The 15,814-nt window shown below is 46.9% G+C and carries 20 protein-coding genes; 14 read left to right on the forward strand and 6 right to left on the reverse strand.

Annotation, left to right across the window (positions count from 1 at the left end; genetic code table 11):
* Positions 1–4: 4 nt before the first annotated feature.
* Both QMG91_RS01550 and QMG91_RS01555 read right to left on the reverse strand, forming a co-directional pair.
* Positions 5–1,027, reverse strand: a complete 1,023-nt coding sequence (locus QMG91_RS01550) for a hydrolase (RefSeq protein ID WP_281828421.1) — start codon at positions 1,025–1,027, stop codon at positions 5–7.
* On the reverse strand, positions 1,024–2,415 hold the full coding sequence (locus QMG91_RS01555; RefSeq protein WP_281828423.1) for an aminotransferase-like domain-containing protein: 1,392 nt from the start codon (positions 2,413–2,415) through the stop codon (positions 1,024–1,026). The genes QMG91_RS01550 and QMG91_RS01555 overlap by 4 nt, the downstream gene beginning before the upstream one ends.
* 121 nt (positions 2,416–2,536) lie before the next feature.
* Here QMG91_RS01555 and QMG91_RS01560 point away from each other — a divergent pair, with 121 nt between their 5' ends.
* Positions 2,537–3,133 (forward strand): LysE family translocator, encoded by a 597-nt coding sequence (locus QMG91_RS01560; RefSeq protein ID WP_022599734.1) that lies wholly within the window; start codon positions 2,537–2,539, stop codon positions 3,131–3,133.
* A 5-nt stretch (positions 3,134–3,138) separates the two neighbouring features.
* On the forward strand, positions 3,139–3,612 hold the full coding sequence (locus tag QMG91_RS01565; RefSeq protein ID WP_281828426.1) for a pyridoxamine 5'-phosphate oxidase family protein: 474 nt from the start codon (positions 3,139–3,141) through the stop codon (positions 3,610–3,612).
* On the opposite strand, the gene QMG91_RS01570 is transcribed toward QMG91_RS01565, so the two are convergent.
* Positions 3,579–4,049 (reverse strand): TIGR02444 family protein, encoded by a 471-nt coding sequence (locus QMG91_RS01570; protein ID WP_281828428.1) that lies wholly within the window; start codon positions 4,047–4,049, stop codon positions 3,579–3,581. The two genes, QMG91_RS01565 and QMG91_RS01570, sit on opposite strands and share 34 nt — an antisense overlap.
* A 1-nt stretch (position 4,050) precedes the next feature.
* Complete coding sequence (locus QMG91_RS01575; protein ID WP_281828431.1) at positions 4,051–5,967, reverse strand: ABC transporter ATP-binding protein; 1,917 nt, start codon at positions 5,965–5,967, stop codon at positions 4,051–4,053.
* A 138-nt stretch (positions 5,968–6,105) separates the two neighbouring features.
* On the opposite strand from QMG91_RS01575, the gene kefG reads away from it, so the two are divergent.
* From kefG to QMG91_RS01600, 5 genes are all read left to right on the forward strand, one after another.
* Positions 6,106–6,690: a glutathione-regulated potassium-efflux system ancillary protein KefG gene (gene kefG, locus QMG91_RS01580; protein ID WP_004399880.1), complete on the forward strand. Its 585-nt coding sequence runs from the start codon at positions 6,106–6,108 to the stop codon at positions 6,688–6,690.
* Complete coding sequence (kefB, locus tag QMG91_RS01585; protein WP_281828433.1) at positions 6,674–8,458, forward strand: glutathione-regulated potassium-efflux system protein KefB; 1,785 nt, start codon at positions 6,674–6,676, stop codon at positions 8,456–8,458. The genes kefG and kefB overlap by 17 nt, the downstream gene beginning before the upstream one ends.
* An 8-nt stretch (positions 8,459–8,466) precedes the next feature.
* Positions 8,467–8,667 carry a YheV family putative zinc ribbon protein gene (locus QMG91_RS01590; protein WP_004399882.1) on the forward strand — a complete coding sequence of 67 codons (201 nt, stop codon included), beginning with the start codon at positions 8,467–8,469 and terminating at the stop codon, positions 8,665–8,667.
* Between the two features lie 148 nt (positions 8,668–8,815).
* On the forward strand, positions 8,816–9,370 hold the full coding sequence (gene slyD / locus QMG91_RS01595) for a peptidylprolyl isomerase (protein ID WP_022592283.1): 555 nt from the start codon (positions 8,816–8,818) through the stop codon (positions 9,368–9,370).
* A gap of 122 nt (positions 9,371–9,492) precedes the next feature.
* Positions 9,493–10,434, forward strand: coding sequence for an isoaspartyl peptidase/L-asparaginase family protein (locus tag QMG91_RS01600; RefSeq protein WP_281828436.1), 942 nt, complete (start codon positions 9,493–9,495; stop codon positions 10,432–10,434).
* Between the two features lie 63 nt (positions 10,435–10,497).
* Here QMG91_RS01600 and QMG91_RS01605 read toward each other — a convergent pair whose 3' ends face one another.
* Together QMG91_RS01605 and QMG91_RS01610 are read right to left on the reverse strand one after the other, a co-directional pair.
* Entirely contained in the window at positions 10,498–10,719 is a 222-nt protein-coding gene (locus QMG91_RS01605) for a SlyX family protein (RefSeq protein WP_004399885.1), read from the reverse strand.
* A 5-nt stretch (positions 10,720–10,724) separates the two neighbouring features.
* Positions 10,725–11,708, reverse strand: coding sequence for a WD40 repeat domain-containing protein (locus QMG91_RS01610; RefSeq protein ID WP_004399886.1), 984 nt, complete (start codon positions 11,706–11,708; stop codon positions 10,725–10,727).
* A 140-nt stretch (positions 11,709–11,848) separates the two neighbouring features.
* Here QMG91_RS01610 and fkpA point away from each other — a divergent pair, with 140 nt between their 5' ends.
* From fkpA to rpsG, 7 genes are all read left to right on the forward strand, one after another.
* Positions 11,849–12,640, forward strand: coding sequence for an FKBP-type peptidyl-prolyl cis-trans isomerase (fkpA, locus tag QMG91_RS01615; protein ID WP_022551715.1), 792 nt, complete (start codon positions 11,849–11,851; stop codon positions 12,638–12,640).
* A gap of 177 nt (positions 12,641–12,817) precedes the next feature.
* Positions 12,818–13,540, forward strand: coding sequence for a helix-turn-helix transcriptional regulator (locus QMG91_RS01620; protein ID WP_004399888.1), 723 nt, complete (start codon positions 12,818–12,820; stop codon positions 13,538–13,540).
* On the forward strand, positions 13,537–13,935 hold the full coding sequence (gene tusD, locus QMG91_RS01625; RefSeq protein ID WP_281828439.1) for a sulfurtransferase complex subunit TusD: 399 nt from the start codon (positions 13,537–13,539) through the stop codon (positions 13,933–13,935). The genes QMG91_RS01620 and tusD overlap by 4 nt, the downstream gene beginning before the upstream one ends.
* Positions 13,932–14,288, forward strand: a complete 357-nt coding sequence (gene tusC / locus QMG91_RS01630; RefSeq protein ID WP_022612614.1) for a sulfurtransferase complex subunit TusC — start codon at positions 13,932–13,934, stop codon at positions 14,286–14,288. The genes tusD and tusC overlap by 4 nt, the downstream gene beginning before the upstream one ends.
* An 8-nt stretch (positions 14,289–14,296) precedes the next feature.
* Positions 14,297–14,578: a sulfurtransferase complex subunit TusB gene (gene tusB / locus QMG91_RS01635; protein ID WP_022612613.1), complete on the forward strand. Its 282-nt coding sequence runs from the start codon at positions 14,297–14,299 to the stop codon at positions 14,576–14,578.
* A gap of 223 nt (positions 14,579–14,801) precedes the next feature.
* On the forward strand, positions 14,802–15,176 hold the full coding sequence (rpsL, locus tag QMG91_RS01640) for a 30S ribosomal protein S12 (RefSeq protein WP_004399892.1): 375 nt from the start codon (positions 14,802–14,804) through the stop codon (positions 15,174–15,176).
* A 120-nt stretch (positions 15,177–15,296) separates the two neighbouring features.
* Positions 15,297–15,767, forward strand: coding sequence for a 30S ribosomal protein S7 (gene rpsG, locus QMG91_RS01645; RefSeq protein WP_004399893.1), 471 nt, complete (start codon positions 15,297–15,299; stop codon positions 15,765–15,767).
* Positions 15,768–15,814 lie beyond the last annotated feature (47 nt).

Below are 15,814 nucleotides of genomic sequence, written 5' to 3' on the forward strand. Positions count from 1 at the left end.
GTCTCTAGCTTTCAGTGACCGCAATCTTATCATCAATTGCAGACCCTTGGTTATGTTCCGCAACTTTAAGGAAATGTGAATAGTATTCAGGGAGTGCTTCTTCCAACCAGAATTTCGGTCTAAACAAGCTTCCGGTTACAAAGCCAACGTGTCCGCCTTTGGGAAGCAAATGGTAATTAACGTGAGCAGGCAGTGGATAATCTGGAATAACCGCTTCGGTCATAAACGGATCATCGTGAGCATGAATGATGTCTGTCGGGATGCGTATCTGAGGCAACATAGGTAACCCAGAACAGGTCTGATAATAATGGTGCGCGCCATTAAATCCGTGTAACCGTGAGGTAATCACATCATCAAACTCAAACATGGTACTGATTTTATTGATCTCGGATTCTGTCAGAGGCATCACTTTTTGCACTAAAGGCAATTTGGCAATGGCATTGTCTTTCAGGGAGCCGAGTAAGTAATCCTGATAGACTTTCGAAAAGCCCTGATTGATGCGCCTTGAGCACGCCAGCAGATCCAGCGGAGCAGACACAATCGATGCCGCGTCCAATTTTGTGTCGTCACCGTATTTCGCTAAGTAGTTCACCAGCATATTTCCACCGAGTGACACGCCCACCGCCACTTTTGAATTAGAAGGAAAACGCTGGCTTAGCTCCGTCAGAAAATATCTCGCGTCTTCGGTTTCACCAGAGTGATAGGCACGAGGTAAGCGGTTTGGCTCTCCACTGCACCCACGAAAATGCATCATGACCGACAGCCACCCTTGTTCGGCAAACGCGTGGAGCAAGCCATTTGCGTAGGGGCTTTCAAAGCTTCCTTCTAAACCGTGAAAAAGCACGAAAATAGGCTTGTCAGAGTGATTGTTCGGATCTTCGCTCCAAGCCAGATCAACGAAATCCCCGTCGGGCAGTTCCAGCCTTTCTCTGATAGCTTGGAACAGAGGTTTGCGCCTGATAAAACGCGACAGAAGAGTTTGAATGTGTGCATTGCCCAGCCCAAATGCCGGGGAGAATGTCATCATAAAGCGAAATCCGAAATAGGGTTGCTGTTAAGCAGTTCTGCGAGAATTTTAAGACCTTTCTCAAGCTGCTGACGGGTGATTGGAGAACTTAACGACAAACGTATCGCTGGGGGTACAGCACCACCTGGCGGGACAAACAGCTCTCCCGACTTAACGACCACATTTTTTTCTGCGGCTTTCGCAATGAAATCACTTAAACGCCAGTGTTCAGGCAGGGTTAGCCACAGGTGAAAACAGTGAGGCTGAAAGCGGATATCAAAGTCGCCCAGATATTGCTTTGTCAGCTCAAGCCTGTCGTCCATTTCTTTACGAATGGCACCAATCACTTCTTCTACTTGGTTATTTTGTATCATCTGACAGGTAAGGGCTGTCAACAGTGGGCTAATCATCCAGCTGTGATTTTGCAACGTGATGCACAATGAGGGATAAAGTTCGTCTGGAATGAGTAAGTAGCCGACTCTTAACCCCGGCGCGAGGCATTTGGAAAACGCTCCGATATGGATGACTTGCTGAGGCATCAGATTCACCATTGGAGAAGGTGGACTATCGGGCAGCATTCCGTTTACATCGTCTTCAATAACGGTGATTTGATATTTCTTACACAGTTCCAGTATGGCTTTTCGCCTTTCAAGCCCCATTGTGGCAGTCGTTGGGTTTTGCAAAGTAGGGGTTAAATAAATAAAGCGTACAGACTGATTCTGTTTGTAAGCCGACTCCAGCCCGGCAGGTGTGATCCCCTCTTCATCCATCTCAACGCCCTTCAGAGTCAGCTGATTTTGTCTGGCCAAGCTGAGCAGTCCGGGATAAGTGAATTTCTCGCAGAGGATGGTATCCCCTGCACGTGTAAACGCACTGAGCACCATTTGAATGGCGTGCTGAGCACCGCTGCTGAAGAGAATGTTACTGGCGCTGGCATTGATCCCATGAGTATTTAGCCATCGGGAAATGATTTCGCGGTGAGAATCTAACCCTTTTGGTTTTTGATAGAGCATTAACGAATTTAATGCGGTATTTGACTGTGATAGGGCACTTAAAGCATCGGAAACGATCTTCGAACGATCCATTATTGGAGGGATGTTATAACCAAAATTGCATTCTTCCGTTTCTTCGACGCTTTCTTCGAATACCCATCCCACTTTTGAATGGTCTCGAATATAAGTGCCTGCACCAACTCTGGCTTCCACCAATCCTCGTCGCTCAGCTTCCGCGTACGCACGGGTAACCGTTCCTACGGTGACATCCAATTTGTCTGCCAATGCACGGTGAGTAGGCAGTTTGTCGTTGGCTACGAGGTTACCCAGTTCCACTTCTCTGCCAATCGCATCAGCAACTTGTTGATACAGAGGAGCAGAGAGCGATTTGTCTACTTCAATTGTCTCGATTGTCATGGTGACAATAAACCTTTTGCACAGATGTTATTCCATTGTTATGGTCAATATGTGCACATTAAACGAAATAATCAACCGGAAAATTAAAATTGTATCGATACAATGTGAAGGGGAACAATTAATGGATTGGCAATTTTTTACCTCAGTCGCATTGTTTGCTGTCGTAATGACGGGGACCCCGGGTCCTAACAATGTCATGTTGACGGCTTCAGGCGCAAACTTTGGGTATCGTCGGACAGTACCGCATTTTGTCGGGATTGGTGCGGGTCTGCTCAGTCAGATGATCTTGATTGCAGCTGGGCTAGGTGTGGTGTTTGAGCGTTACCCAGAAGTTCAGCAAGTACTGAGAATCGCGTCCAGTGCGTATTTACTGTACCTGGCTTGGCGAATTGGGACAGCAATGCCTCCAGAAAAGAGTAATGACAATGACTCCAAACCGATGACCCTGTTTGAAGCGGCTCTGTTTCAATATCTGAATCCGAAAGCTTGGATCATGTCGCTAACTGCAGTGGGGTCTTTTTCTTTCACGGGTGACCAGTTTTGGTGGTCGGTGATCGCCATGGGGATGATTTTCTGGCTGGTTCAGTTGCACACCTCTTCGGTATGGGTGGGCTTTGGTACTCTGATTCGCCGTTGGCTTTCCAGCGTGACTGCTTGGCGTCGTTTCAATGTGGTGATGGGCTTGCTAACAGCCAGTTGTGTCGTATTTATATGGTGATGCCTATGCAGTTTGATTTACAAGATATTGCCAGTAGTACGGTGCTTTGTTGGCTGGCAACAACCGATATTCATGGGCAGCCGAATGTCTCCCCGAAAGAAGTGTTCCACTTGGTCGATGCTAATACACTGTTGATTGCGGATATTGCCTCGCCCAACTCTGTCAGAAATATTGCTGAAAATCGTAAGGTGAGTGTATCTCTGCTGGATATTTTTCGTCAGCGAGGCGTAAAGCTGACAGGTGTTGCTAAGTACAAACTGTTCAATGAAGCAACAATATTGGAGAGTGAAAAAATGTTGGTAGAGAAAGCAGGAGACTTTCCAGTAAAAGGCATCATCACCGTAGAGATTGTGAGCACATCATCGCTTGTTGCACCTAGCTACTGGATTAAGCCTCAAGAGAGTGTTGAAGAGAAAGTGGCATTAGCGATGAAACGCTATGGCGTTCAGCCCGCTGAAGACGTTTCTTCAAAAAACTGAATCAGATGATCAGCCTGAAGATAGCTGCAGTAAGTAGCGACCATAGAGTCGCCCGTATTCTTAGACAGGGTGAGTCCATTGATGCAGTCAACCAGATCGGATTGCTGCTGTTTTTCCAGCAGCAATTCAAATTGAAGTGTTTCTCGGTATAAAGTGTCGGGAAGGTGAGATTTAGACTTTCTACGCAATTCGCGGTAATTCACCAGCAGGTTTTCAGAGCGAATCAAACAATCCTGGATTGGGTGCCAGTCATCCTGACCAAATGCGAGTTTCTGTTCGTCTAACCACTTTAAAAGCAGAAGCAGGTTAACGTTGCCCTGATATTGGTTTTGCAGAGAAAGACACGCCTCTTTTACCTGACGCACACTGTAGTACTGGAGGCTAAATTGCCACAAGCGTTCTAAAGTGAGCGACAATGATTGCGTGTCTTTGGGCATGCTACTTCATCTCCAGTTCCATCTGCTCAAGAGTTTCCTGCTCTGCCATCCATTCCATTTCAACTTCTTCAAGCTCAGATTTCGCGGTGGCTTGCTGCGACAGTACTTCGTTAAGCTTAGCCTTATTTTCTGCCTGATAAAGCTCGGTATTGCTTAACTGCGTTTCTGTATCTGACAAAATTTGACCGAGTTTATCCATTTTTTGTTCCAGTTTTGTCAGGTTTTTGCGAATTGGCGCGGTAAGTTTGCGAAATTCCGCTTCTTTCCGTTTTTGTTCTTTTCGTGCCGCAGCACTGTTATCCGTACTCTTTTCGGGAGCGGAAGCTTGCAATTCCTTTCGCTCGGCTTTTTGCTGTTCAGTCAGCCATTTGTAGTAATCGTTCAGGTCACCATCAAACGGAGCGACTTGACGGTCGTGGACCAGATATAGGTCATCGGTGGTGGCTCGCAGTAAGTATCTGTCGTGGCTGACTATGACCATCGCCCCTTCAAAGGTTTGCAGAGCAAGCGTGAGTGCCTGACGCATGTCCAGATCCAGGTGGTTGGTTGGCTCATCGAGTAAAAGCAGATTGGGCTTTTGCCAGACGATCAAAGCCAGAACCAGACGCGCTTTTTCACCGCCAGAAAATGGGGCGACCTTTTCCAGCGCTTTATCTCCCTGGAAGCCAAAGCTTCCTAAATAATCACGGAGTTGTTGCTCGGTTTTGTCAGGGGCAATTTGCATCATATGTTGAAGAGGAGTCTCTTCTGGATGCAGTGTTTCGAGTTGGTGCTGTGCGAAGTATCCAATCTTCACACCCTGAGAATAGGTGAACTCGCCTGATTGCGATTCCAATTCGCCAGAAAGCAGTTTAATAAGCGTAGATTTACCAGCACCGTTGCGACCTAAAAGGCCAATTCGACTACCCGGGACAAGGTTCAAGCGGATCTTTTCCAGAATCAGGTTCTCACCGTAACCCGCTGAAACTTCGTCCATCATTAGAATCGGGTTTGGCAGTGCCGCTGGCTCGCGAAACTCAAAGCTGAACGGGTTATCGAATTGGGCAGGTAGCACCTTCTCCATTTTCTCCAGCGCTTTGATTCGGCTTTGTGCTTGTCTTGCTTTCGAGGCTTTATAACGGAATCGGTCGATGTAGCTCTGCATGTGCGCCATCTGCTTTTGCTGCTTTTGATACATGGCTTGCTGCAAGATCAGCTTTTGAGCTCGTTGATTTTCAAACGATGAATAGTTACCCGTGTATTCATTCAGAAGCTGATTCTCGATATGGATTATTCTGCCGACAATCGGATCCAGAAAGTCCCTGTCGTGCGAGATCAGAATCAGTGTGCCCGGGTACGTTTGTAGCCAACGCTCAAGCCACATTACGGCATCCAGATCCAAGTGGTTGGTTGGCTCATCAAGCAATAACAGGTCTGAACGACAAAGCAGTGCTTGTGCCAGGTTCAGTCGCATTCGCCAACCACCTGAAAACTGAGTCAGGCTCCATTCCATTTGTTCTTGGCTAAAACCCAAGCCATCTAATAGCTCAGCGGCACGTGCTTTGATTGTATATCCGCCAATGACTTCAATCTTACCGTGCAGTTCAGCAACCAGTGTGCCGTTGTCCTGTTGTTCTGCTTTGGCAAGCTGGTCTTCCAAGTCTCTAAATTCTCTATCGCCATCAATCACATATTCGATGGCTTTTCTTTCAAGCGCTGGCGTTTCCTGAGCTACCCAAGCGAGCTCCCATTGACTAGGCTTATGAAAGGTACCTGCATCAATGGAAAGTTCATCTTTAAGGAGGGCAAACAGCGTCGACTTACCACAACCGTTTTTTCCGACCAGACCGACTTTGTCTCCGGGGTGAATGGTTGCGCTGGCTTGATCTAGCAGGGGCTTGCCGCCTCGAAGGAGTTGGATGTCAGAAAAGGTAATCATAGTGCTCGTGTCGAATAAGAGAATTTAACGGTTCGAATACTATGGGGAATCATGATAAATGTCGATCATTATACAAATTACGATATGATGGATTAACGGAAAAACAACAACATGCCGTGAAGGAAGACGTCAGAAAGCATGACTGTTATTCAAGAAAAAGCTCAAGCATTGCCGAAAATTCTGGTGATTTACGTTCACCCAGATCCGGACAACTCGGTCGCCAATCAAGTGATGATCAATCAGATCCGCGGGTTAGACCATGTGACGGTTCACGATCTGTATGCCCATTATCCCGATTTCTTTATTGATGTTGCTCACGAACATCAATTGCTTCTCGATCACGACATCATCGTCTTTCAACACCCTCTCTATATGTACTCCTGTCCAGCTTTGCTCAAGGAATGGATGGATCGCGTTCTCGGCAAAGGGTTTGCTTTTGGGGAAGGATGTGCCTTAGCCGACAAACACTGGCGAAGCGTAATTACCACAGGTGGTGCGCAAGACGCCTTTGCTGCCAGTGGTTACAACAAGTACCCGATGCAGGAAATCCTTCAGCCTTTTGAGCTGACCGCTTTGCTTTGCCGAATGAAATGGGTCGAACCACTTATTTTATATTGGGCCCGGAATACCTCCGATGTAGAGCGCTATCAACATGCCGAGCGTTACCGTCACTGGCTACTTAATCCACTGAATGAAGGAGATGCGTATGGCAGCGACGAGTGAGATTCTGACAAGCACCGCCATTTTCCTTTCAGCTGCGGTGGTCGCCGTACCTTTGGCACAGCGCATGGGTCTGGGGTCGGTACTGGGTTACCTGCTGGCAGGGATCGCAATCGGCCCCTGGGGTATGGGACTTATCAGTGACGTAGAAGCCATATTGCATTTCGCGGAATTTGGTGTGGTATTACTGCTGTTCCTGATTGGTCTTGAACTGAATCCGAGTAAGCTCTGGCAGATGCGACGCCCCATTCTGGGGTTAGGTGGCGCACAGGTGGTGATCACCACTGGAGTGATTTCTTCCATCGTCTACTACGGCGGTGTTTCTTGGCAAAGCAGTTTAGTCATCGGTATGGGGTTAGCCCTATCTTCCACGGCGATTGCACTTCGGGTAATCGAAGAGCAAGGGTGGACGGGAACGGAGACGGGACAGTCTGGGTTTGCGGTCCTGCTTTTTCAGGACATCGCAGTTATCCCTATGCTGGCGATGATCCCTATTCTGGCGGGGGGCAGCGGTGGTGACTGGTTGGATGCGATTAAAACCTTTGGCGGAATTGCAGGGTTGCTGGTCGTCGGGCATTACTTATTGCGGCCTGCTTTCCGATACATTGTATTAACCGGGGTTCGAGAACTTTTTACTGCGACTGCATTATTGCTGGTAGTGGGCATTGCTCTCATCATGCAGCAGCTTGGGCTCTCCATGGCATTGGGTACTTTCCTTGCTGGTGTGCTTCTGGCAGAGAGTGAATATCGCCATGAGTTGGAGATAGCGATTGAGCCCTTTAAAGGGTTATTGCTTGGTCTCTTCTTTATTGCAGTCGGTATGGCGGTCAATCTCGGTCTGTTGGTTATAGAGCCCGTCGAGGTGCTTGTGGCGGTAGTGCTGCTTATCTCGATTAAAGCCAGCGTGCTATACATGTTGGGGCGTTTCTTCGGAACCCGCGCGAAAGCGCGCAGCTCGATGGCCGTGATTTTGAGTCAGGGTGGGGAATTTGCGTTCGTTATCTTCACTGCGGCGCAGGCAGAAAACCTTCTTGACCCTGAATTGGGGGCATTTCTCCTTGTTGTGGTCAGTATCTCAATGGTGACCACACCGCTACTGCTTCTGATTCAAAAGCGTTGGTTTGCGCGTACAATCAATGATGGAGATGGCATCCCATCTGATGTTGTTGATCGTCATCCGAAAGTAATTATCGCTGGATTCGGTCGTTTTGGTCAGGTGGTAGGACGTTTGATGTATGCCAACAAGGTCCGCGTTACAGTATTGGAAAGTGATGCCAGCCAAATTCAATTGCTGCGCAAGTTCGGGTATAAAGTGTTTTATGGCGATGCTACTCAGCTTGATTTGCTTCGGGCAGCCGGAGCCGCTAAGGCTGAAGCGATTGTGGTGTGTACCGATTCTCCGGATGAAGTGATGAAAATTGTCGACTTGTGCCGACATCACTTTCCAAACTTAAAAGTATTGGCCAGAGCGCGAAGCCGTGTCGAGGCGTATCAGTTGCTTAATCACGGCGTCGATGCGTTTTCGAGGGAAACGTTTCTCGGTGCTCTGGATTTAGGAAGGCAGACTTTAGTTCAAATGGGGATGCATCCTTATCAGGCGAAACGAGCCACTTCGCATTTTAAAAAGCTTGATATGAAAATGTTGGAAGAGCTTTTACCAGAGCACAGCGAAGACAAAGAGCTTGCCATGCGAGCCAAAGAAGCACGTAAAGAACTGGAAGAAATTTTCGGGCGTGAGATGGAAAACGATTCCCGTCAGAACTGGGAATAGAGGTAAACGTGAAAATAAAGAAACGATTTATTGCAGGCGCAAGTTGCCCACAGTGTAAGGAAAAAGACACATTACGCTGGTGGGAAGAAAACAGCGTCGAAGTGGTGGAATGTGTTGACTGCGATTACGTAGAACAACGCACATCCCAAGCTGTAGAACAAAGTGAGCATGCCAGCCAGGATATGATTGGCATTTTTAAGCCAGATTAACGCTTTTGTTTTTTGAGTATTTGTTAGCCGTAAAGAAAACCACGCTTTCATTGTGTTTTGATATTTCATCCCCATAATAGCGTGGTCACTAAATATTTTTCCTGGGTATGAGCGTTCTCCCAGGATTTCAAACCTCCTTGGAGTCATCATGAAAATTGAAAAAAACGTGGTTGTAAGTCTGGCTTATCAGGTAAAAACCGAAGACGGTGTAGTTGTTGACCAGTCTACGGCTGAAGCACCTCTTGACTATCTTCACGGTCACAACAACCTGATCACAGGTCTTGAGAAAGAGTTGGACGGTAAAGCGGTAGGCGAGAAGTTCACAGCTACGGTTGCTCCTGAAGATGCTTACGGTGAGCACAACGACGCGCTGGTACAACGTGTACCTGCAAACGTATTCCAGGGAGTCGATGAAATTGAAGTAGGTATGCGCTTTATGGCGGATACAGACCAGGGACCAATCCCAGTAGAAGTGACAGAAGTTGATGGCGATGAAGTCGTTGTTGATGGAAACCACATGCTTGCAGGCCAGACACTGACGTTTGACGTAGAAGTGATTTCGACTCGTGAAGCAACGGCTGAAGAAATCGAGCACGGTCACATTCATCAAGAAGGTGGTTGCTGCGGTGATGACCATGATCACGACCACGATCATGGCGAAAAAGACGGCTGCTGCGGTGGTGGTAGCTGCGGTTCACACTAATTCGCTGGATTAGTGTCGCTTAAAGTGAACAAGTTTGAGAACGCCGACTGATGACTCAGTTGGCGTTTTTTTATGACCTGTGAGAAATTAGTCCGGCAGTTTTTAGAAATTAGGGATACGTTATGACCAAGCCTTTTTCCATTGCTATTCACGGTGGAGCTGGAACCATTCTGCGAGACAAAATGACCTCTGAAATGAGAGCGGAATACCAGCAAGTCCTGACCGAATCTGTAAAAGCAGGTCACAAGATCTTAGCTTCCGGTGGTGATGCACTAGACGCTGTAGTTGAAGCAGTGAAAGTGATGGAAGACAGCCCTTTGTTTAACGCTGGTAAAGGTTCGGTACTGACCAACAGCGAAATGGTCGAAATGGACGCATCAATAATGCATGGTGCTACGAGTGAAGCTGGTGCTATCGCTGCAGTCAGACATATTAAGAACCCCGTTGAGCTCGCTCGTGATGTAATGAAAAAGAGCAATCACGTATTTCTTATTGGTGAAGGAGCAGAAGCCTTCGCATTTGAACACGGCCACGAATTTACCGAGCAAGATTACTTTTTCACTGAACGTCGTTACGAGCAGCTTCAGTCAATGAAAGAAAAAGGGCTGTTCGCGCTTTCTGAATCCAAATACCCGGACGATAAAAAATACGGAACGGTGGGTGCAGTGGCACTCGACAGCAGTGGCAACTTAGCCGCCGCAACCAGCACGGGTGGAGTGACCAATAAAAAATACGGCCGGGTTGGGGATTCTGCTTTGATTGGCTGCGGTACCTTCGCTGAAAATGGCAACGTTGCTGTGTCAACAACTGGCATGGGTGAGTACTTTATTCGTAAAACGGTCGCTTCTGATGTGGCAGCGCGAATGAAGTATCTAAAAGAAGATGTGCATACTGCCAGCGAAACCGTCATTCAGGGCGAGCTAAAAGCCATGGGAGGGGAAGGTGGCTTAATTGCGCTGGATGCCAATGGCGATATTCACTTTGGGATGAACAGTTCGGGCATGTATCGAGCCAGCATTGATCCTTCGGGTAAGCTGGAAGTGAAAATTTTCTCTGACGAATAACAAAAATGCGGGCAATTGCCCGCATTCTCTATTTCATAATCCAAATTGAGGTGCCACAGAGCTTTAGTAGTGTGGAGGTGGCGTCTCTTCAGAAGCATCCGCCATATTGGACGCATCCATATTCTTAACCTTACCCACCACGTATTTCATCTGATCCTGCATTTTAGAAATCAGCAATTGTTGTTGGCTTAACGCATCGTTTAACTCTTCAATGGTTTGTTCTTGAAACGCCAACTGGCATTCCAAGTCTTCGATACGTTGTTGTAATTCCTTGTCGCTTTGCATTTGTATTACTCAGTTTCTATCCGCCACGCCTGTGCAATGCCTGCTGACGTGCCGGAAATGATTCTTTGCTGCTGGTCAAAGGTCGCATCATACACTACCGCACGCGGAGGACGAGCATCTTTTTGCGGCTCGACTTCCCAGTAATCCAGTCGTTTCCCAGTTTGTACATCCCACAGCATGACACGACTTCCCGGCGTTCCCGTCACCAGATGGCGACCATCGTCAGAGAATCGAGCCGATGTGAAAATTAACTGTCTGTCAAAGGCTTTTAGTTCAGAGATTTTTTCACCGTTGGATAAATCCCAAACATAAGCATCATTTGAACCATCGGAAGTAAACGCCAGTTTTCCATCTCGCTGGAGTGCTACTCTGTTAATTCTTGCACCATGTTCAAATTTATAAAGTGCCAGACCTGTCTGCGTATCCCACAAATAGGCGTTATAATCGTTGCCGCCGGACAGTGCGAAGCGACCATTGGGGGAAATAGCCACAGAATTCACTTTTTCTCTGTGAGCAAGGAACTCCAATCGGCGACCAGTGACTAAGTCCACATAAATCGCTTTGCCGTTTGATAAACCCAGTAGAACTTGTTCACCATTGCTCGAAATATCGATATCTCGGATGAGCCCGTCTGAAATGGACCAAAGCCCCTGAGCTTGAGTCCAGCCTAAATCCCACACAGCAAAATTCTGTTGGGTAGCGGTGATGGCGAAGCGCCCGTTATCGGCGATTCGAATATGGGAAACGGTGTTGGCTTCGGGATCTTGAGCGCCTAGTTGCGCGAGTTCTTCATTATTTTCAAGATCCCACAGCAGGAGCTGATGCTCTTTTGAATAAAGCAAAGCGAAGCGTCCATCCCGGCTTAAACCGAAGCTGGTGGTGCCTGTTGGCTCAATATCCCAACGTTGGTCATTTTTTTGGGTAAAAAAGCACCCATTTAACAAAAGGATGACAATGGTGAGAACAACAGAGTGAGAAACTGTTCGCATCGCTGTAGAAATCCGGTTTGTGTCAGTGGACATGAAACCAGTATATTGATACCACAACTTTTTTGCACGAAACTGTGCAAGATATTTAGGGGTCGTCGGAGAGACTCTCCGTCACGCAAATTATGAATTTGGAGAAATAAATGAAACCTTTGTTTAAGGCGTCACTGCTAGCTGCAACTGTAGCTCTAGCTGTAGGCTGTCAAGAAGAAGTAAAAGAAGAGCCGAAAGTAGAAGAAACAGCACAAACGGAACAAGCTGCTCCAGCTGTGACTTTCCAGAACGAAGATGAAAAAGCGGCGTACGCGATTGGTGTATCTTTTGCTAACTACCTAAACACCAGCATTGAGAAGCCTAAAGAAATCGGTATCGAGCTGAAAAAAGAATTGGTGCTCAAAGGTATCGAAGATGTATTTGGTGAGAGCGCTGCACTGAACGAAGATGAAATTCGTCTGGCGCTTGAGTCCCTAGACAAGCGTGTTGCAGAGAAGATGCAAGCACAGGCGGCTGAGAAAGCGGCAGCATCTAAGAAAGAAGGTGACGACTTCCGCGCTGAATTTGCTAAGCAAGAAGGCGTGAGCAAGACAGAATCTGGTCTTCTATATCAAGTGCTAAACTCTGCTGAAGGTAGCTCTCCAAAAGAGACAGATACCGTTGTTGTTCACTACTCAGGTACATTGATTGATGGTACTAAGTTCGACAGCTCTTACGATCGCGATCAGCCAGCAACGTTCCCTCTAAACCGAGTTATTCCTGGTTGGACTGAAGGTGTTCAGCTAATGCAGGTAGGTTCTAAGTACAAGTTCGTTATCCCGCCAGAGCTGGCATACGGCGAGCAAGACACACCAACGATTCCAGCAAACTCAACACTTGTGTTTGAAGTTGAGCTGCTTGAAATCGACGGTGGTGAAGAAGCAGAAACAGCGACTCAGTAAGCACTCGCTTTCATTTTAAAAAGAGCTCTTCGGGGCTCTTTTTTAGTTTGTGCAGAAGTAATTCAGTGCAATGTTTGCTCTAAGTCACTAGATAGTATGGTTATCCGTGCCCGTTTCAAATATTCTGATAAACTTCTACCAAATAGTTGAGATAAGAAAGCACTAGGTAAGGTGACCGTGAATACATCAGAAGCAATTTATGCAGACTCGCTGCTAGAGATGGAGTCGATAGATGTGAAGCCGTTTACAGAGCACGACAAAATCATCCTTCGATCTTATGAAGCGGTAGTCGACGGGCTGGCAAGCCTTATTGGCGCCCATTGTGAAATCGTCCTTCACTCTCTCGAAGACTTAAACACGTCTGCTATTAAAATTGCTAACGGTGAAAACACTGGTCGTCAGGTCGGCTCACCGATCACCGATATGGCACTCAAGATGTTAAAAGACATCGAAGGGTCTGAGCGTAATTTTTCACGATCTTACTTTACTCGCGCCAAAGGTGGCGTACTGATGAAGTCCATCACTATTGCGATTCGCAATGGTGAAAACCGCGTGATAGGGCTTCTTTGTATCAATATCAACCTGGATGTACCTTTCTCTCAGGTACTTCAGGCGTTCATGCCAAACGAGGAAGCTAAAGAAGCGGCATCATCGGTAAACTTTGCCAGTGACGTTGAAGAGCTGGTGGATCAGACGGTTGAACGAACCATCGAAGAAATCAATGCAGACAAGTCAGTCTCAAATAACACTAAGAATCGCCAAATCGTGATGGATCTTTATGACAAAGGCATCTTTGACATTAAAGATGCGATCAACCGAGTGGCGGATCGACTGAACATCTCCAAACACACGGTTTACCTGTATATCCGTCAGCGTAAAACAGAGGATGGCGAGAAGTGAGCCAATCACTCAGTTACACCCTGGTCGTAAATGGCGGAGTGTACGGAAGCCAGTCAGCAAGAAACGCCTACCAATTTGCACAAGCGCTGTTAGAAAAAGGGCACACTCTGGTGAGTGTGTTCTTTTATCAGGATGGTGTGTCTAACGGTACACAGCTTTCTGTGCCTGCTAACGATGAATTTGATTTAACCAAAGCGTGGCAATCTCTTGCGAAAGAGCATCAGGTTCGGCTAGAGACTTGTGTTGCAGCAGCGTTGCGCCGTGGCATTGTGAGTGAAGATGAAGCGAACAAGCATGAGCTAGGGCAGCATAATTTAGCCAGCGGGTTTGAACAGGCGGGATTGGGCAGCTTGGCAGAAGCCATGTTACAGCAAGACAGAGTGGTGCAGTTTTGAGTCAACTAACTTTTGTTTTTCGAAGCGCGCCCCATTCGACCAGCGCGGGTAGGGAAGGAGTCGATGCATTGCTCGCTGCTTCAGCATATTGTGAAGACATTACCGTTTTATTTATTGGGGATGGCGTGACTCAGTTGGTTTCAGCTCAGGACACGTCTTCTATTCAAAGTAAAAACTACCTGCCAATGTTTAAGCTGTTTGACCTTTACGACATTGAAAGCGTCTATGTGTGTGAGTCTTCTCTAAAGGAGCGAGGGTTGGCACAGGCTGAGTTGGTAATAGATGCTCAGCGTCAGTCGAAAGCAGATTTGGTCCAGCATCTTCAATCTTCCAATAAAGTGCTGACGTTTTAGGTAAACACATGCTTCATATCATCAAAACTCAATCCGCAATTGCTGGCGCAATGTCTTATGTATCCGATAACGATGCAATCCTGTTGGTGGAAGATGCTGTGTATGTAAGTAACACTGAGCACAGTGGTTTTACTCATCTTTCAACATCGATTTCTCAATGTTATGTACTTGAAGCGGATCTCAATGCGAGAGGCGTTGCTAGCTTCGTAAATAGCAACATTCAGGTAGTCGATTTTCTTGGTTGGGTGGCATTAACAGAGCAATATCACCAATCGATGACATGGGAGTAATGACGCTCCCATTTTTCATGTAATGCTTCTATCACGTCACAGCATTTTCTTCTTTTCTTCACGTGTATTTCATCAGACCAGCGAAGCTGGGAAAAAAGATCTGTATATTTCTTGACACTCACCCCCCTGCTGCATAGAATTTTGCGTCCCCAATTGTACTAGGTGCATTTTGGGGAATAGATTTTTCACAAAGCTTACTTTCAAGTAATTCAGGAGCTAGTTAATGGCAACTATTAACCAGTTGGTACGTAAGCCACGTGCAAAGCAAGTTGTTAAAAGCAACGTGCCAGCACTAGAAGCGTGCCCACAAAAACGTGGTGTATGTACTCGTGTTTACACTACTACACCTAAAAAACCTAACTCAGCACTTCGTAAAGTTTGTCGTGTACGTCTGACAAACGGCTTCGAAGTAACATCGTACATCGGCGGTGAAGGTCACAACCTTCAAGAGCACAGTGTTGTACTAATCCGTGGCGGTCGTGTAAAAGACCTTCCGGGTGTACGTTACCACACTGTTCGCGGTGCACTTGACTGTGCTGGCGTTAATGACCGTAAACAAGGTCGTTCTAAGTACGGTGTGAAGCGTCCTAAGTCTTAATGTCCCTTTTCTGTTTACAGAAAGGCGTTAAGTAAGGCCAAACACTAAATTTTCATTTTTATTTTTGAAGAAACTGAAAAGTTTTGGATAACCTGAAGAATAAGACAACGGAGAATTTCCATGCCACGTCGTCGCGTCATCGGTCAGCGTAAGATCCTTCCAGATCCTAAGTTCAAATCTGAATTGCTGGCAAAATTCGTTAACATCCTAATGGTTGACGGTAAGAAATCTACTGCAGAGAAAATTGTTTACACTGCACTAGACACAATGGCTGAAAAGTCTGGTAAAGACCACTTAGCTGTATTTGAAGAAGCTCTTGAAAATGTTCGCCCTGCGGTAGAAGTTAAGTCTCGCCGTGTGGGTGGTTCAACTTACCAAGTACCTGTAGAAGTACGTCCGGTTCGCCGTAACGCACTTGCTATGCGTTGGTTGGTTGAAGCTGCGCGTAAGCGTGGTGAAAAATCTATGGCTGCTCGCCTAGCTGCTGAAATGCTAGACGCTGCTGAAAACAAAGGTACTGCGGTTAAGAAACGTGAAGACGTTCACCGCATGGCTGACGCGAACAAAGCGTTTGCTCATTACCGCTGGTAATACCTTCTGTGCTGCGAGGTTCTCTCGCAGCACTTTTCTATTTCCTA

Origin of the sequence: Vibrio nigripulchritudo, from assembly GCF_027924785.1 — a bacterium.
GTDB lineage: Bacteria > Pseudomonadota > Gammaproteobacteria > Enterobacterales > Vibrionaceae > Vibrio > Vibrio nigripulchritudo.

What these genes read in the sequence shown, in the direction of transcription:
- QMG91_RS01550 (WP_281828421.1), bottom strand. Translation starts at nt 1,027, where the DNA reads ATGATGACATTCTCCCCGGCATTTGGGCTGGGCAATGCACACATTCAA.
- QMG91_RS01555 (WP_281828423.1), bottom strand. Translation starts at nt 2,415, where the DNA reads ATGACAATCGAGACAATTGAAGTAGACAAATCGCTCTCTGCTCCTCTG.
- QMG91_RS01560 (WP_022599734.1), top strand. Translation starts at nt 2,537, where the DNA reads ATGGATTGGCAATTTTTTACCTCAGTCGCATTGTTTGCTGTCGTAATG.
- QMG91_RS01565 (WP_281828426.1), top strand. Translation starts at nt 3,139, where the DNA reads ATGCAGTTTGATTTACAAGATATTGCCAGTAGTACGGTGCTTTGTTGG.
- QMG91_RS01570 (WP_281828428.1), bottom strand. Translation starts at nt 4,049, where the DNA reads ATGCCCAAAGACACGCAATCATTGTCGCTCACTTTAGAACGCTTGTGG.
- QMG91_RS01575 (WP_281828431.1), bottom strand. Translation starts at nt 5,967, where the DNA reads ATGATTACCTTTTCTGACATCCAACTCCTTCGAGGCGGCAAGCCCCTG.
- kefG (WP_004399880.1), top strand. Translation starts at nt 6,106, where the DNA reads ATGACTGTTATTCAAGAAAAAGCTCAAGCATTGCCGAAAATTCTGGTG.
- kefB (WP_281828433.1), top strand. Translation starts at nt 6,674, where the DNA reads ATGGCAGCGACGAGTGAGATTCTGACAAGCACCGCCATTTTCCTTTCA.
- slyD (WP_022592283.1), top strand. Translation starts at nt 8,816, where the DNA reads ATGAAAATTGAAAAAAACGTGGTTGTAAGTCTGGCTTATCAGGTAAAA.
- QMG91_RS01600 (WP_281828436.1), top strand. Translation starts at nt 9,493, where the DNA reads ATGACCAAGCCTTTTTCCATTGCTATTCACGGTGGAGCTGGAACCATT.
- QMG91_RS01605 (WP_004399885.1), bottom strand. Translation starts at nt 10,719, where the DNA reads ATGCAAAGCGACAAGGAATTACAACAACGTATCGAAGACTTGGAATGC.
- QMG91_RS01610 (WP_004399886.1), bottom strand. Translation starts at nt 11,708, where the DNA reads ATGCGAACAGTTTCTCACTCTGTTGTTCTCACCATTGTCATCCTTTTG.
- fkpA (WP_022551715.1), top strand. Translation starts at nt 11,849, where the DNA reads ATGAAACCTTTGTTTAAGGCGTCACTGCTAGCTGCAACTGTAGCTCTA.
- tusB (WP_022612613.1), top strand. Translation starts at nt 14,297, where the DNA reads ATGCTTCATATCATCAAAACTCAATCCGCAATTGCTGGCGCAATGTCT.
- rpsL (WP_004399892.1), top strand. Translation starts at nt 14,802, where the DNA reads ATGGCAACTATTAACCAGTTGGTACGTAAGCCACGTGCAAAGCAAGTT.
- rpsG (WP_004399893.1), top strand. Translation starts at nt 15,297, where the DNA reads ATGCCACGTCGTCGCGTCATCGGTCAGCGTAAGATCCTTCCAGATCCT.